Here is a 15,382-nt window from a genome sequence, read left to right as displayed (position 1 = left end):
AAACACTGGGGGGAAAACCCCTCCCCCACTGGTTGAGTTGTTCCCCCGGTGGGAGCGGGCTTGCCCCGCGATGGATTCAAACCCGCTCGCTAACTACCTGCACATGCAGGTTGCGCCCGGCCTTCAAGCCAAAACCGATGGCGCCGACGCCCAGCACCGCAAAGATCCAGCCGACCGCATTCCAGCCGCCGGTCAGGTCGTGCACCAGCCCCACCGCAAAGGGTCCCATGGAGGCCAGGGTGTAACCGACGCCCTGGGCCATGCTCGATAGATTGGCTGCCACATGAGCGTCCTTGGAGCGCAGCACAATCAAGGTCAGCGCCAGTGCAAAGGTACCGCCCTGCCCCAGCCCGAGCACGATTGCCCAGCCCCACAGCCCCTCCAGCGGCGCGTACAGGCAACCGAACAGGCCAGCCAGCGCCAGGAGCATGACCACGACAATGGCCAGGCGCTGGTCCTTGCCACGCGTCGCCAGCCACGGTGCGCTGAGCGAGCTGATCAATTGCACGATCACCGAACCGGACAGCACCAGGCCCGCCTGGGTCGGAGACAGACCACGGCCGATCAGGATCGACGGCAACCAGCCAAAGACGATGTAGGCCAGCGACGACTGCAGGCCCATGTACAAGGTCACCTGCCAGGCCAGCGGATCACGCAGCAGGCCACGCACCCGATACGCCACATGATGTGCACCATGGCCTTGGCGCGCTTGCGGCAACCAGATCAACGCCGCCAGCAAGGCAGGTATCAGCCAGAAACCCAGGCCCAGGGACCAGCTGTCGCCAAAGTGCTCGCTCAACGGCACCGTGGCACCGGCAGCCATGGCCGCTCCCAGGCACAGCGCCATGGTGTAGACGCCGGTCAAGGTGCCGGCATGTTTGGGAAAATCGCGTTTGACGATACCCGGCAGCAAGACCCCGATCACACCAATGCTGGCCCCGGCCATGATGCTGCCGACAAACACCCCGGTGCTGCCAAAGGCGCTGCGCACGGCGATGCCGGCGGCCAGGGTCAGGAGAATGCCGAGGATTACCCGTTCGCTGCCAAAGCGCCGTGCCAGTACAGGCGCCAACGGCGCGAACAGGCCCAGGCACAACACCGGCAAGGTGGTCAATAATCCGGCCTGGGAAGCGCTCAGGCCGAGACTCTCGGACACCAGGCTGAGCAGCGGTGCCATGCTTGAGAGCGCCGGTCGCAGGTTCAGCGCCACCAGCACCAGCCCCAACAGCAACAGCCAGGGACGCTTAAGCAACACTGGCTGCTGTTGCACCTGCTCGTCGTCGGCCTCGGCGTCGATCAGCAATTCTTCCAGCTCCGGCCCATTGGCCGGCTGGGTATTTCGGGCAGCGTCATGCGCCATGGCAGCCTCGCAAGGTCAAGATTCGTTGATCAGTGTCCGGCTCAGGGCCTTGGCCTTGTCCGGATCGCGTTGTTCGATAGCGTCGAGAATTTGTCCATGCAGGTCGAACACCATCTGGCAGCGCGGCGCATGGCTCAGGTTGTGATGCACGGTTGCGGCCACGACACCGGAGAAATAGCGGTACAGCTCGCTCAAGGCCGGGTTGTGCGCAGCATCCACCAGACGTTGGTGGAAGATCATGTCGCAGCCGACGTAACGCTCGAGGTCAGCATGGAAATGCTCACTGCTATGCGCCAGCGCTTCGCGCAGGCCTTGCAGGTCTTCTTCAGTGCGGCGCAACGCCGCCAGGCCGATAGCTTCGGCTTCGAGGATATGACGCGTTTCCCGGGCCTGTTCCAGCGTACAGCGCGACAGCGCCTGGACGGCCTGCAACGGATCGACCGCAGTACGCAGATAACTACCGTCGCCCTGGCGGACTTCGACCAGGCCACTGAAGGCCAACACGCGCATGGCTTCGCGCACGGTATTGCGGCTGATGCCCAGTTCGCTGGCCAGCTCGGGCTCGGTTGGCAGGCGTTGGCCCACCGCCCAGGCGCCATTGGCGATGCGCTGGCGCAGTTGATCGACAGCCTGCTCGACCAGCGAGCGTTTGATAAGCAAGGTCATTTTGAACTTACATCCAATCATCGGATGAATTTAGATGAGAGAGAATACTCCCCGGCATTGTGCAAAAGCACTTGGGGGACAACCCCTCCCCCACAGGTTGGGGGGGGTGGTTTCCCCCCGCGATGAGTACAACCCGAAATCAGTTCAGCGCATCAACCAATGCCTGATTCATCTCCGGGGTACCGATGGTGATACGCAGGAACTGGGCAATGCGTGGTTGCTTGAAGTGACGCACGATCACCCCTTGCTCACGCAACTTGGCCGCCAGTTCACCGGCATCCTGCTGCGGATGACGGGCAAAGATGAAGTTGGCTGCCGAAGGCAGTACTTCAAAGCCACGGGCAGTGAGTTCAGCCACCACCTTCTCGCGACTGTCGATCACCTTGCGGCAGGTTTCTTCAAAGTAGGCACGATCCTCGAACGCTACCGCCGCACCGACAATCGCCATGCGATCCAGCGGATAGGAGTTGAAGCTGTTCTTGATGCGCTCAAGGGCTTCGATCAGGTCCGGGTGACCAACGGCCAGGCCAACCCGCAGCCCCGCCAAGGAACGTGATTTGGACAAGGTCTGGGTGACCAGCAGGTTGTCGTAGCGATCAACCAGGCTGATAGCCGTCTGCCCACCGAAATCGATATAAGCTTCGTCGACCACCACCACCGTCTCCGGATTGGCCTTGAGCATCTGCTCGATGGCCTCCAGTGCCAACAGGCAGCCGGTCGGGGCATTGGGGTTGGGGAAGATGATGCCGCCATTGGGCCTGGCGTAATCCTCGACACGGATCTGGAACTGCTCGTCCAGCGCTACCGTCTCGTAAGGAATGCCATACAGGCCGCAATACACCGGATAGAAGCTGTAGCTGACATCCGGGAACAGCAACGGTGCGCCGTGCTGGAACAGGCCGTGGAAAATGTGCGCCAGCACTTCGTCCGAGCCGTTACCGAGGAATACCTGGTTACCCTTGACCCCGTAATAGTCCGCGACCGCCTGCTTGAGCAGATCGCTGTTGGGATCGGGGTACAGGCGCAGATTATCGTTCAGCTCGCCACGCATGGCTTCCAGCGCCTTGGGCGACGGACCATAAGGGTTCTCATTGGTGTTGAGCTTGACCAGCTTGGCCAGCTTCGGCTGCTCACCCGGAACGTAAGGCACCAGGTCCTTGACGAAGGGGCTCCAGAATTTACTCATGCTCAGTTCCCCTTCTTCTCGGTGACAATGCGGTATTCAGCGCTACGGGCGTGGGCGGTCAGCGATTCGCCACGGGCCAGGATCGAGGCGGTGTGGCCCAGTTCCGACGCACCCTGCTCGGAGCAGAAGATGATCGACGAACGTTTCTGGAAGTCATAGACCCCCAATGGCGACGAGAAACGTGCCGTGCCAGAGGTCGGCAACACGTGATTCGGACCTGCACAATAGTCGCCCAGCGCTTCGCTGGTGTGGCGCCCCATGAAGATCGCCCCGGCGTGACGAATTTGCGGCAGCCAGGCCTGAGGGTCGGCCACCGACAGCTCCAGGTGCTCAGGCGCGATACGGTTGGCCACGTCCATGGCCTGCTGCATGTCACGCACCTGGATCAGCGCGCCACGGCCATTGATCGAGGTTTTGATGATCTCGGCACGCTCCATGGTCGGCAGCAGCTTGTCGATGCTGGCAGCCACCTTGTCGAGGAAGGCCGCATCCGGGCTGACCAGGATCGCCTGGGCATCTTCATCGTGCTCGGCCTGGGAAAACAGGTCCATGGCGATCCAGTCCGGATCGGTCTGACCGTCGCAGACCACGAGGATTTCCGAAGGTCCGGCAATCATGTCGATACCCACCTGGCCAAACACATGGCGCTTGGCGGTGGCGACATAGATGTTGCCGGGGCCAACCACTTTGTCCACCTGCGGCACGCTCTCGGTGCCGTAGGCCAGCGCCGCTACCGCCTGGGCGCCACCAATGGTGAACACCCGGTCGACACCGGCAATGCAGGCAGCGGCGAGCACCAGCTCGTTGACTTCACCGCGCGGGGTTGGCACCACCATCACCACTTCAGCAACCCCGGCAACCTTGGCCGGAATGGCGTTCATCAGCACCGACGACGGGTAGGACGCTTTGCCGCCCGGCACATACAGGCCGGCACGGTCCAGCGGGGTGACCTTCTGGCCCAGCACCGTACCGTCGGCTTCGGTGTAGCTCCAGGAGTCCTGTTTCTGCCGCTCGTGATAGTTGCGCACGCGCTCGGCAGCCTTTTCCAGGGCTTCGCGCTGGGCCGGGGTGATACGTGTCAGGGCCAGTTCCAGACGCTCGCGACCGAGAATCAGGTCGTCGATCGACTTGGCATCAACGCCATCGAAACGCTGGGTGAACTCCACCAGTGCCGCATCGCCGCGCTCGCGCACAGCCTTGATGATGTCGAGCACACGCTGGTTGACCGCATCGTCAGACACACTTTCCCAGCTCAACAGATGATCCAGATGTCGGGCGAAATCCGGGTCAGCGGCATTGAGTCGGGCAATTGCAGTGGACGTGGTCATAGCGAGGGCCTCAATAAATGGCGAATGCTCAGGCGCCCTAAGCTACCAGTCCATCCGCGCGGGCACCCGAGAAAATTGGCTATGACGCGGATAGACGGGCGCGACAGCGAAGGCCGCGCGCAGAAGTCAGCCGCGGTGTCGCGATTCGACAGCCTGGCGCAGGGTGTCGATCAGGCTCTGGATGCGTGCATGCTGCATCTTCATCGAAGCCTTGTTGACCACCAGCCGGGAGCTGATGGTGGCAATCAGTTCCTGGGGTTCCAGGCCATTGGCACGCAGGGTGTTACCGGTGTCGACGACGTCGATGATTTTATCGGCCAGGCCGATCAGCGGTGCCAGCTCCATCGAACCGTACAACTTGATGATATCGACCTGACGGCCCTGTTCGGCGTAGTAGCGCTTGGCGACATTGACGAACTTGGTCGCCACGCGCAGACGGCCCTTGGGCTCGACGGCACCGATTGCACCGGCGGTCATCAGCTTGCACTGGGCAATCTGCAGGTCCAGCGGCTCGTAAAGGCCCTGGCCGCCGTACTCCATCAGCACGTCCTTGCCGGCCACACCCAGATCGGCGGCGCCATGCTCGACATAGGTCGGCACGTCGGTAGCCCGTACGATCAGCAGGCGTACATCGTCCTGGGTGGTCGGAATGATCAGCTTGCGGCTCTTGTCCGGGTTCTCGGTCGGAACAATACCTGCGTCCGCCAGCAGCGGCAGGGTATCGTCGAGAATCCGACCTTTGGATAGCGCGATGGTCAACATGGGAAACGTCGGTCCTTATGCGGCTACAGCCGGCCGGGCCTGATGTGGCCCGACCGCATTCAATTCGGTGCAGCAATTGGCTGGCGCGTCCCTGCGCCGGTCACAGACTAGCCCGGTACGCGACGGATCTTGGCGCCCAGCATCTGCAGTTTTTCTTCAATGCATTCGTAGCCACGGTCAATGTGGTAGATGCGGTCGATCAGGGTATCGCCTTCGGCGACCAGCGCCGAGAGTACCAGGCTTGCCGAAGCGCGCAGGTCGGTAGCCATTACCGGTGCACCCTTGAGGGTCTTGGTACCGGTCACGATGGCGGTGTTGCCTTCAACCTGGATCAGCGCGCCCATGCGGTGCATTTCGTACACGTGCATGAAACGGTTTTCGAAGATCGTCTCGATCACCGCACCGGTGCCTTCGGCAATGGCGTTGAGCGAGATGAACTGCGCCTGCATGTCGGTCGGGAACGCCGGGTACGGAGCGGTACGCAGGTTGACGGCTTTTGGCCGCTTGCCGTGCATGTCCAGCTCGATCCAGTCTTCACCAGTAGTGACTTCGGCGCCGGCTTCCTTGAGTTTCTCAAGAACGGCTTCGAGGATGGTCGGATCGGTGTCCTTGACCTTGACCCGACCGCCGGTGACGGCAGCCGCGACCAGGTAGGTACCGGTTTCGATACGGTCGGGCATGACCCGATAGGTCGCCGAACCCAGACGCTCGACGCCATCGATGGTGATGGTGTCGGTGCCAGCACCCTGGACCTTGGCGCCCATGGCGTTGAGGAAGTTGGCCAGGTCGACCACTTCCGGCTCACGCGCGGCGTTCTGCAGCACGCTGCGACCCTTGGCCAGGGCAGCGGCCATCATGATGTTCTCGGTACCGGTCACACTGACGGTATCGAAGAAGAAGTGCGCACCGCGCAGGCCGCCTTCAGGGGCCTTGGCCTTGATGTAGCCGCCCTCGACCTCGATCTTCGCGCCCATGGCTTCAAGACCACGGATGTGCAGGTCGACCGGACGCGAACCGATGGCGCAACCGCCAGGCAGTGCGACTTCGGCCTCACCAAAACGGGCAACCATCGGGCCCAGTACCAGGATCGAGGCGCGCATGGTTTTCACCAGCTCGTACGGTGCGATCAGGGTCTTGATGGTGCGTGGATCGATTTCCACCGAGAGCTTCTCGTCGATCACAGGCTCGATGCCCATGCGTCCGAACAGCTCGATCATGGTGGTGATGTCGTGCAGGTGCGGCAGGTTGCCGACCGTTACCGGACCATCGCAAAGCAGAGTAGCGGCAAGAATCGGCAGAGCCGCGTTCTTGGCACCGGAAATGCGGATTTCGCCATCAAGACGAACGCCGCCAGTAATAATCAGTTTGTCCATTTCTGTCTCGCCGCCAATTTAGGCTCAGTTGCGCTCAGCCCAGGCTGCGCTGCTGAAAAATTTCATGGTTACCGCATGGATGCTGCCATCGGTGATCCACGGATTAAGATGAGCATAGATCTGCTGCTGACGCTTGACCGGGCTCAGGGCCGCCAATTCGTCGCTGATCACGTTCAACTGGAAGTTGCAGCCTTCGCCTTCAACTTCGACCCGGGTTCCCGGCAACTTTTCTTCAAGGAAGTTCTTAACTTCTACGGCCTGCATGCTCAACCTCAATCGGCGCCCTGTGCGCGCGGGTCGGCCATCATACAAAAAAGCCCCCCGCCTGCGAACCCCGTAAACGGAGACTCTGACGGAGGGGCCAGTTACAGGCTGGCGATCATTGACCGGCCAGCAGCTCATCGAGGTCGTAAACCTCGGCGATTTCGCGCATATCCTGAGGCATTGCGCGGACCTCTACAGCCTTGCCGGCGGCCTTGCCATCGCGCATGAATGCCAGCAACAGCGACAAGCCGACGCTGCTGGATTTCTCCACCCTGGAGCAATCAAGCACCAGGGCCGCTGCCTTGCAGGCGCCGATCAGGGCCTTGCCTTCCTTGCGCAAGGCCGGCCCGCTACGGTAATCCAGCACTCCGGCCAGGCTTAGCACGCCTGGCTCGCTCATGGTTACGGCGCTGTCACTCATTGTTCTTGCTGCTCTGCGGTTTCCTTGGCCTTGGCCACTTCGCCAGCCCAACCGTCGATGGTCTTGTCCAGGTTGTTGCCATTGCGGCTCATGGCGTCAGCGAACTGGTCACGGAACAGCTTGCCGATGTTGATGCCGTTGACAATGACGTTACGTACTTTCCATTCGCCGCCCAGCTTGGTCATGGTGTACTGCACCGGGTAGATGGCGCCGTTGTTGCCCTTGACCGTCATGTCGACGCTGGCACGGTCATCACCGTCCTTTTTCTCTGCGCCGACGGTGATGCCCTGGTTGTTGTACTCAAGCAACGCGTTGCCATAGAACTGCATCAGGCTGCGCTTGAAATTCTCCTGGAAGCGCTGCATCTGCGCCGGAGTAGCATTGCGCGAATACTTCACGGTCATGATGCTTTTCGAAATGCCATCGGCATCCACCACCGGCCCCAGATTGGCATTCAAGGCATCATAGAACGCGCTTGGGTTGGTCTTGTATTGCTCTTTGTTGGCCTTCAGGTCGGCCAGCAACTGGTTGGTTGTCCCCTGAATCACTTCTTTGGGGGACTGAGCCGCTGCGCCAGCCATCAACGGCAGCGCAGCCAGCAGCACCAGCAAGCCGCGTCGCAGGATAGAAATCATGGAAACTCCTTATTTAGCTTCTTTGCCAACGGTATTGAGCAGGAACTTGCCAATCAGATCTTCCAGCACCAGCGCCGACTGAGTGTCGTGAATGGTTGCACCATCCTTGAGCACCGCCTCTTCTCCGCCCACGCTGATACCGATGTACTTCTCGCCGAGCAACCCAGCGGTGAGGATAGATGCAGTGGAGTCGGTAGGCAGATTGTCTACGCGTTTTTCCAGTTGCAGCGTCACCCGACCGGTGTAGGTGTCACGGTCCAGATCGATGGCTGCGACCTTGCCGATGGTCACACCGGCCATGGTCACTTTAGCTCTGACCGTCAAACCGGCGATATTGTCGAAGTAAGCGTAAACTTTGTAGGTATCGCTGCTCGGGCTCGCCGACAGACCACTGACTCGCAGGGCCAGCAGGATCAGCGCCAGGATCCCGGCCAGAAGGAACAGGCCGACACCGATTTCCAGGGTGCGGTTTTGCATCAGAAATCTCCAAACATCAAGGCGGTCAGAATAAAGTCCAGACCCAGGACAGCCAAGGAGGCGTAGACCACGGTCTTGGTAGTGGCACGACTGATCCCTTCTGAAGTGGGCTCACAGTCGTAGCCCTGGAATACGGCAATCCAGGTAACAACAAAGGCAAAAACCAGGCTTTTGATCACGCCATTGAGTACATCATCGGTGAACGACACGCTGTTCTGCATGTTCGCCCAGAACGACCCCTCATAGACACCCAACCAGTCCACCGCCACCCAGGACCCACCCCAGATACCGACCACGCTGAAGATCAGCGCCAGCAACGGCAGCGAGATGAAACCGGCCCACAGACGTGGGGCAACAATGTACTTGAGTGGATCGACACCGATCATCTCGAGACTGGACAACTGCTCGGTGGATTTCATGTTGCCGATTTCGGCCGTCAGCGCCGAACCTGCGCGCCCGGCAAACAGCAGTGCAGTCACCACCGGCCCCAACTCACGCAGCAAGGTCAAGGCAACCATCTGGCCCACCGCCTGTTCCGAGCCGTACTTGGCCAGAATGCTGAAACCCTGCAGCGCCAGCACCATGCCGATAAAAACCCCGGACACGACAATGATCGCCAGCGACAGTACGCCAACCGAGTACAGCTGCCGGACCAGCAGCTGAAAACCGCCGCCGGTACCACTGCGCCCTACCAGCGAGTGCAACAGGAATAGAAAGGACCGGCCGAGCACGGCCAGTACGTCAATGGCCGAGCGGCCAAAGCGACGAATACGTTCGAGCAAGGATTTTCTGCGCATCAACGCTTCCCCAGAAGATCGGCGCGGTAGTCCGGCGCAGGAAAGTGAAAGGGTACCGGGCCATCCGGGTCGCCTTTCATGAATTGACGAATGCGCGGGTTATCGGACCCCATCAGCTCATCCGGCGTGCCCTGGCCAAGTACCTGGCCATCGCCCACCACATAGATGTAGTCGGCAATGCTGGCGGTTTCGGCCAGGTCGTGGGAGACCACGATACTGGTGATACCCAGGGCATCGTTGAGCAGGCGGATCAGGCGCACCAGAACGCCCATGGCGATCGGATCCTGGCCGACAAAGGGTTCGTCGTACATAAGGATCTGCGGGTCCAGGGCGATAGCTCGGGCCAGCGCCACTCGACGCTTCATGCCCCCGGAAAGCTCGTCGGGCATCAGTTCGATGGCACCGCGCAGGCCGACGGCCTGCAGCTTCATCAGGACGATGTCACGGATCATTTCGTCAGACAGCTGGGTATGCACCCGCAACGGGAACGCCACGTTTTCGAACACGTCGAGGTCAGTGAACAGCGCGCCGCTCTGGAACAGCACGCCCATCTGCTTGCGCGCATCGAACAGGTCGCTGCGCGACAGCGTCGGCAGATTCTGCCCGGCGACCCATACCTCGCCACTGGCCGGACGCAACTGTGCGCCCATCAGACGCAACAGTGTGGTCTTGCCGCACCCGGAAGGTCCCATGATGCCGGTGACCTTGCCGCGGGGAATGCGTATATCGACATTATTGAAGATGCTGCGCGAACCGCGCTTGAAGGACACACCCTTCAACTCGACCGCGTAGGCGTTATCAACGCTCATCTAGACTCCTTGCGATGCAGCCTTCTCACTCAGACGCGCGCCCCCTTCATGGAGGCACGCACGCCCTGAGCGGGCCGAACAGGCGGCGAACTATACCATCGCTGATAGCAGTGCCCCAAGGCCACAGCAGTGCTTGTTCAGCTAGGGTTAAGGTTGGCGAGCGACTGTATGACAATCACAAGGTGAGGGTTTTGCGCATTGCCGCTATAATCGCCGCCTTTTCATCAGGCAATCCGATTTTCGACATGAGCCAATCCAGCGACCTGATCCAATCCGCGCAACGCACCATCCGTTTCGAACTCGAGGCGGTTGAGGGCTTGCTAGCCCACATCGACGCCGATTTCGTCAAGGCATGCGAGCTGATCCTGGCCAGCAAAGGCCGGGTAGTGGTGGTCGGCATGGGCAAATCGGGGCATATCGGCAACAAGATCGCCGCAACCCTGGCCAGCACCGGTACACCGTCGTTCTTCGTTCATCCCGCTGAAGCCAGTCACGGCGACATGGGCATGATTACCCGCGACGATGTCATCCTCGCCCTGTCCAACTCCGGTTCGACCGCCGAAATTGTCACCCTGTTGCCCCTGATCAAACGCCTGGGCATCCAGCTGATCAGCCTGACCGGCAACCCGGATTCGCCGCTGGCCAAAGCTGCCGAGGTCAATCTTGATGCACGCGTCGCCCAGGAAGCCTGCCCGCTGAACCTGGCGCCAACGTCCTCGACCACGGCTGCGCTGGTACTGGGCGATGCCCTGGCGATTGCCTTGCTCGAAGCACGCGGCTTTACCGCTGAAGACTTCGCTTTCTCGCACCCCGGTGGCGCCTTGGGACGTCGCCTGTTGCTGAAAGTGGAGAACGTCATGCACGCAGGCGACGAGCTGCCTCAGGTGCAACGCGGCACCCTGCTCAAGGACGCGCTTCTTGAAATGTCTCGCAAAGGTTTGGGAATGACAGTGATCCTGGAAGCCGACGGACGGTTGGCCGGGATTTTCACCGACGGTGACTTGCGTCGCAGCCTGGACCGCAGCATCGACGTGCACACGACCCTGATCGACGAGGTCATGACCGTACACGGCAAGACCGCCCGTGCCGAGATGCTTGCCGCAGAAGCCCTGAAAATCATGGAAGACCACAAGATCAGCGCCCTGGTGGTGATCGACAAGGACGAGCGCCCGGTTGGCGCCCTGAACATGCACGACCTGTTGCGTGCGGGAGTGATGTAAATGAGCCAGGACCTGCTCCAGCGCGGCAAGGCGATCAAGCTTGCGGTTTTCGACGTGGACGGCGTATTGACCGACGGCCGCCTGTATTTCCTCGAAGACGGCAGCGAATTCAAGACCTTCAACACCCTTGATGGCCAGGGCATCAAGATGCTCATGGCCTCGGGCGTGACCACGGCGATCATCAGCGGACGCAAGACCCCGGTGGTGGAACGCCGGGCGAAGAATCTGGGCATTCCCCATCTGTACCAGGGCCGCGAAGATAAAATGGTGGTGCTGGACGAACTTCTTGGCCAACTCAACCTAAGCTATGAACAGGTCGCCTATCTGGGTGACGACCTGCCTGACCTGCCGGTGATTCGTCGCGTCGGCCTGGGCATGGCCGTAGCCAATGCCGCAGCCTTCGTCCGCGAGCACGCCCACGGGATCACCAAGGCCCGCGGTGGCGAAGGTGCAGCCCGCGAATTCTGCGAGTTGATCCTGCAAGCCCAGGGCAACCTCGACGCGGCCAACGCCCACTACCTGTAGAGCGACACATGTTCAGTAAAAAGATCCGCAGCATTGCGCTGTACAGTGTGATTGCCGCCTTGCTGGTGGCGGTCGGCTACTGGAACATCGGCCCGGAAAGCTTCCTAGACAAGCCGGTGGCTACTGTCGACCAGAACGCAATCGACTATTACGCCACCAATGCCCACAGCGTGCAGTTTCTGCCAGATGGCAAAATGCAGTACGAAATGACCGCCGACAAGGTCGAGCACCTCAAGGTCAGTGAAGTGACCCTGCTGACCAAGCCGGACCTGCAGATGTACCGCGGCACCACCTACCCTTGGCACGTACAGAGCGAAAAGGGCGAGGTCAACCCGGATGGCAGCGAAGTTGAATTGATTGACTCGGTACGGGTTGCCCGCACCGATGAAAAGAACCGCACCATGATCATTACCACCAGCCGCATGACGGTATTCCCGCAGAAGCAATATGCGCAAACCGAGCAAGCCGTTAGAATCGACGGCGCCGGTGGCGTCACTACGGGCAATGGAATGAAAGCGTATTTGAAAGACGGCAGGATGGACCTGCTGTCCAACGTAAGAGGACAGTATGAGGCTCGTTAAAACCCTCCCCTTTTTGCTCAGCCTGAGCGCAGCACTGGGAAGCGCGAGCGCCTGGGCCCTGCCGAACGACCGTGACCAGCCTATCCGCATCCAGGCCGACAACGCGCATCTGGATGACAAGAAAGGCGTTGCCACCTACACCGGCGACGTCATCATCACCCAAGGGTCGATGATGATCAAAGGCAACACCGTGACCATCACCCGCGCCGACTCCGGCGATATCGACGTGGTGACTTCGGTGGGCAACCTGGCCTACTTCGAGCAGCAACAGAGCGCCGCCAAGCCGGACAAGATGCAAGGCTACGCCGTCACCATCCAGTACCAGGCGCAAAAAGACCTGGTAGTGCTGACTGACCGCGCCAAGGTGATCAACGAAGGCAATACCACCGAAGGCGAGAAAATCGTCTACAACACCAAGTCGCAGGTAGCGACTGCAGGTCGTGGCGGCAACGTCACCACTCCGCGTCAGCGTATCGACATGGTGATCCAGCCGAAGAAGAAGGCCGAGTAAATGGCGACCCTCAAAGCCCAGCACCTGGCCAAGAGCTACAAGAGCCGACAAGTGGTACGCGACGTCAGCCTGTCTATCGACAGCGGCCAGATCGTCGGCTTGCTTGGCCCTAACGGCGCCGGCAAGACCACCTGCTTCTACATGATCGTCGGCCTGGTCCAGGCCGATCAGGGCCGCGTCCTGATCGACGACCTGGATGTCAGCCATCAGCCGATGCACGGCCGTGCGCGTGCCGGGATTGGCTACCTGCCTCAGGAAGCGTCGATCTTTCGCAAGCTGTCGGTTGCCGACAACATCATGGCGATCCTTGAAACCCGCAAGGACCTGGACCGCGATGGCCGGCGCAAGGAGCTGGAAAGCCTGCTGCAGGAATTCCACATCAGCCACATTCGCGACAACCTCGGCATGAGCCTTTCCGGTGGCGAACGTCGCCGCGTGGAGATTGCTCGCGCCCTGGCTACGGCACCGAAATTCATCCTGCTCGATGAACCCTTTGCTGGTGTCGACCCGATTTCGGTCGGCGACATCAAGCAGATCATCCATCACCTCAAGGCCAAGGGCATCGGTGTACTGATCACCGACCACAACGTCCGCGAGACCCTGGATATCTGCGAAACCGCTTACATCGTCAACGATGGTCAACTGATTGCCGAAGGCGACGCAGAGACCATCCTGGCCAACGACCTGGTCAAAGAGGTGTACTTGGGCCACGAGTTCCGCTTGTAAGTTCGAGGCGACAAAGCGCTTGCCATGGGCAACTGTACCGGTGAAATCCGGCTTAATTGTTACAGCACCCTAGGCAAACGCTCCAACTTAAGGCATATATCTTGCTTAAAGTTGGCGCCTCGGTGCCCTTGTAGTGGATGGCGCCTGTGCGCCGGCGAAAAAGGTGTTAAGCCCCTGCCATGAAACCATCGCTCGTCCTAAGAATGGGCCAGCAACTGACGATGACCCCTCAGTTGCAACAGGCTATCCGACTGCTCCAGCTTTCTACCTTGGACCTCCAACAGGAAATCCAGGAAGCGCTGGAATCGAACCCGATGCTCGAACGCCAGGAAGAAGGCGACGATTTCGACAACAGCGACCCGATGGCCGATAACGCCGAAAGCAAGCCTGTTGCCGAGGTCCAGGACACCAGCTTCCAGGAAACCGCGCCGACCGTGGACAGCCTGGAAGAAGGCGAATGGAACGAGCGCATTCCCAACGAGCTACCTGTCGACACGGCCTGGGAAGACATCTACCAGACCAGCGCCAGCAGCCTGCCCAGCAACGACGATGACGAGTGGGATTTCACCACCCGCACGTCGGCCGGCGAAAGCCTGCAAAGCCACCTGCTCTGGCAGCTGAACCTGGCGCCCATGTCCGACACCGATCGGCTAATTGCGGTCACCCTGATCGATTGCATCAACAATCAGGGCTACCTGGACGAAACCCTCGAAGAAGTCTGCGAGTCCTTCGACCCCGAGCTGGATATCGAGCTCGACGAAGTCGAAGCCGTCCTGCACCGCATCCAGCAATTCGAGCCTGCCGGCATCGGTGCTCGCAACCTCAGCGAATGCCTGCTGCTGCAACTGCGCCAACTACCAGCCACTACCCCGTGGATGGCCGAGGCCCAGCGCCTGGTCCGCGACTTCATCGACCTGCTCGGCAGCCGTGACTACAGCCAGCTGATGCGGCGCATGAAGCTCAAGGAAGACGAACTGCGCCAGATCATCGAGCTGGTCCAGAGCCTCAACCCGCGTCCCGGTTCGCAAATCGAGTCCAGCGAAGCCGAATATGTGGTCCCTGACGTCATCGTGCGCAAGGACAACGAACGCTGGCTGGTCGAACTCAACCAGGAAGCGGTACCACGACTGCGGGTCAATCCCCAGTACGCAGGTTTCGTCCGCCGCGCCGACACCAGTGCCGACAACACCTTCATGCGCAACCAATTGCAGGAAGCCCGCTGGTTCATCAAGAGCCTGCAAAGCCGCAACGAAACCCTGATGAAGGTGGCCACCCAGATCGTCGAACACCAGCGTGGTTTCCTCGACCACGGCGACGAAGCAATGAAACCGCTGGTGCTGCACGACATCGCCGAAGCCGTGGGCATGCACGAGTCGACGATTTCCCGGGTTACCACGCAGAAATACATGCACACCCCCCGCGGAATCTACGAGCTGAAGTACTTTTTCTCCAGTCACGTCAGCACCTCCGAAGGCGGGGAATGCTCGTCCACAGCGATTCGCGCGATCATCAAAAAACTGGTTGCAGCGGAAAATCAGAAAAAGCCATTGAGTGACAGCAAGATCGCTGGTTTACTGGAGGCACAAGGCATCCAGGTAGCCCGTCGCACCGTCGCCAAGTACCGCGAGTCCCTCGGCATTGCACCGTCGAGTGAGCGCAAGCGACTGATGTAGCCCCTGAGATCGCCACAGCAGTTCAGTGGCAGGCGCAACACCTGCCTCTTATGCACGGGCAACAAAGG

General features: G+C 60.4%; 18 protein-coding genes. 6 read left to right on the top strand and 12 right to left on the bottom strand.

Translation table 11 applies throughout. The features are described from left to right. Positions 1 to 76: 76 nt before the first annotated feature. The 12 genes from ACO6VD_RS04410 to ACO6VD_RS04355 form a co-directional block, all read right to left on the bottom strand. Positions 77 to 1,360, bottom strand: a complete 1,284-nt coding sequence (locus tag ACO6VD_RS04410) for a CynX/NimT family MFS transporter (RefSeq protein WP_400174035.1) — start codon at positions 1,358 to 1,360, stop codon at positions 77 to 79. A gap of 15 nt (positions 1,361 to 1,375) precedes the next feature. Continuing rightward, positions 1,376 to 2,026 carry a FadR/GntR family transcriptional regulator gene (locus tag ACO6VD_RS04405; RefSeq protein ID WP_422417293.1) on the bottom strand — a complete coding sequence of 217 codons (651 nt, stop codon included), beginning with the start codon at positions 2,024 to 2,026 and terminating at the stop codon, positions 1,376 to 1,378. Positions 2,027 to 2,165: 139 nt separating this feature from the next. Beyond that, the gene (gene hisC / locus ACO6VD_RS04400; protein WP_422417292.1) at positions 2,166 to 3,212 is read right to left on the bottom strand and encodes a histidinol-phosphate transaminase; all 1,047 of its coding nucleotides are present in this window, start codon (positions 3,210 to 3,212) and stop codon (positions 2,166 to 2,168) included. Between the two features lie 2 nt (positions 3,213 to 3,214). Further along, positions 3,215 to 4,540 carry a histidinol dehydrogenase gene (gene hisD / locus ACO6VD_RS04395; protein WP_422417290.1) on the bottom strand — a complete coding sequence of 442 codons (1,326 nt, stop codon included), beginning with the start codon at positions 4,538 to 4,540 and terminating at the stop codon, positions 3,215 to 3,217. Positions 4,541 to 4,666: 126 nt separating this feature from the next. Then, the gene (gene hisG, locus ACO6VD_RS04390) at positions 4,667 to 5,302 is read right to left on the bottom strand and encodes an ATP phosphoribosyltransferase (RefSeq protein ID WP_400171104.1); all 636 of its coding nucleotides are present in this window, start codon (positions 5,300 to 5,302) and stop codon (positions 4,667 to 4,669) included. A 107-nt stretch (positions 5,303 to 5,409) separates the two neighbouring features. Beyond that, positions 5,410 to 6,675, bottom strand: coding sequence for a UDP-N-acetylglucosamine 1-carboxyvinyltransferase (gene murA, locus ACO6VD_RS04385; protein ID WP_422417288.1), 1,266 nt, complete (start codon positions 6,673 to 6,675; stop codon positions 5,410 to 5,412). A gap of 24 nt (positions 6,676 to 6,699) precedes the next feature. Further along, the gene (locus ACO6VD_RS04380; RefSeq protein ID WP_028942843.1) at positions 6,700 to 6,939 is read right to left on the bottom strand and encodes a BolA family protein; all 240 of its coding nucleotides are present in this window, start codon (positions 6,937 to 6,939) and stop codon (positions 6,700 to 6,702) included. Positions 6,940 to 7,054: 115 nt separating this feature from the next. Continuing rightward, complete coding sequence (locus tag ACO6VD_RS04375) at positions 7,055 to 7,360, bottom strand: STAS domain-containing protein (RefSeq protein ID WP_422417285.1); 306 nt, start codon at positions 7,358 to 7,360, stop codon at positions 7,055 to 7,057. Next, a complete protein-coding gene (locus ACO6VD_RS04370) occupies positions 7,357 to 7,995 on the bottom strand; it encodes an MlaC/ttg2D family ABC transporter substrate-binding protein (protein WP_422417283.1) in 639 nt (212 codons plus the stop codon). The genes ACO6VD_RS04375 and ACO6VD_RS04370 overlap by 4 nt, the downstream gene beginning before the upstream one ends. 9 nt (positions 7,996 to 8,004) lie before the next feature. Then, the gene (mlaD, locus tag ACO6VD_RS04365; protein WP_422417281.1) at positions 8,005 to 8,472 is read right to left on the bottom strand and encodes an outer membrane lipid asymmetry maintenance protein MlaD; all 468 of its coding nucleotides are present in this window, start codon (positions 8,470 to 8,472) and stop codon (positions 8,005 to 8,007) included. Beyond that, on the bottom strand, positions 8,472 to 9,269 hold the full coding sequence (mlaE, locus tag ACO6VD_RS04360) for a lipid asymmetry maintenance ABC transporter permease subunit MlaE (RefSeq protein ID WP_400171099.1): 798 nt from the start codon (positions 9,267 to 9,269) through the stop codon (positions 8,472 to 8,474). Before mlaE ends, mlaD begins: the two co-directional genes overlap by 1 nt. Further along, complete coding sequence (locus tag ACO6VD_RS04355) at positions 9,269 to 10,078, bottom strand: ATP-binding cassette domain-containing protein (protein WP_038614373.1); 810 nt, start codon at positions 10,076 to 10,078, stop codon at positions 9,269 to 9,271. The genes mlaE and ACO6VD_RS04355 overlap by 1 nt, the downstream gene beginning before the upstream one ends. Positions 10,079 to 10,323: 245 nt before the next feature. On the opposite strand from ACO6VD_RS04355, the gene ACO6VD_RS04350 reads away from it, so the two are divergent. The 6 genes from ACO6VD_RS04350 (at position 10,324) to ACO6VD_RS04325 (ending at position 15,314) form a co-directional block, all read left to right on the top strand. Further along, positions 10,324 to 11,298 (top strand): KpsF/GutQ family sugar-phosphate isomerase, encoded by a 975-nt coding sequence (locus tag ACO6VD_RS04350; RefSeq protein WP_422417279.1) that lies wholly within the window; start codon positions 10,324 to 10,326, stop codon positions 11,296 to 11,298. Further along, the gene (locus ACO6VD_RS04345) at positions 11,299 to 11,823 is read left to right on the top strand and encodes a KdsC family phosphatase (protein WP_400171097.1); all 525 of its coding nucleotides are present in this window, start codon (positions 11,299 to 11,301) and stop codon (positions 11,821 to 11,823) included. It begins immediately after the preceding gene. A gap of 8 nt (positions 11,824 to 11,831) precedes the next feature. Then, positions 11,832 to 12,404 (top strand): LPS export ABC transporter periplasmic protein LptC, encoded by a 573-nt coding sequence (gene lptC, locus ACO6VD_RS04340; RefSeq protein WP_422417277.1) that lies wholly within the window; start codon positions 11,832 to 11,834, stop codon positions 12,402 to 12,404. After that, positions 12,391 to 12,915 (top strand): lipopolysaccharide transport periplasmic protein LptA, encoded by a 525-nt coding sequence (gene lptA / locus ACO6VD_RS04335; RefSeq protein ID WP_400171095.1) that lies wholly within the window; start codon positions 12,391 to 12,393, stop codon positions 12,913 to 12,915. Before lptC ends, lptA begins: the two co-directional genes overlap by 14 nt. Continuing rightward, the gene (lptB, locus tag ACO6VD_RS04330) at positions 12,916 to 13,641 is read left to right on the top strand and encodes an LPS export ABC transporter ATP-binding protein (RefSeq protein ID WP_038996944.1); all 726 of its coding nucleotides are present in this window, start codon (positions 12,916 to 12,918) and stop codon (positions 13,639 to 13,641) included. A gap of 179 nt (positions 13,642 to 13,820) precedes the next feature. After that, positions 13,821 to 15,314: an RNA polymerase factor sigma-54 gene (locus ACO6VD_RS04325; protein ID WP_422417274.1), complete on the top strand. Its 1,494-nt coding sequence runs from the start codon at positions 13,821 to 13,823 to the stop codon at positions 15,312 to 15,314. Positions 15,315 to 15,382 lie beyond the last annotated feature (68 nt).

Source organism: Pseudomonas sp. GZD-222 (assembly GCF_049310525.1).
GTDB lineage: Bacteria > Pseudomonadota > Gammaproteobacteria > Pseudomonadales > Pseudomonadaceae > Aquipseudomonas.
Note: the sequence above shows the minus strand (reverse complement) of the source record. Positions and strands in the feature narration are given on the sequence as shown.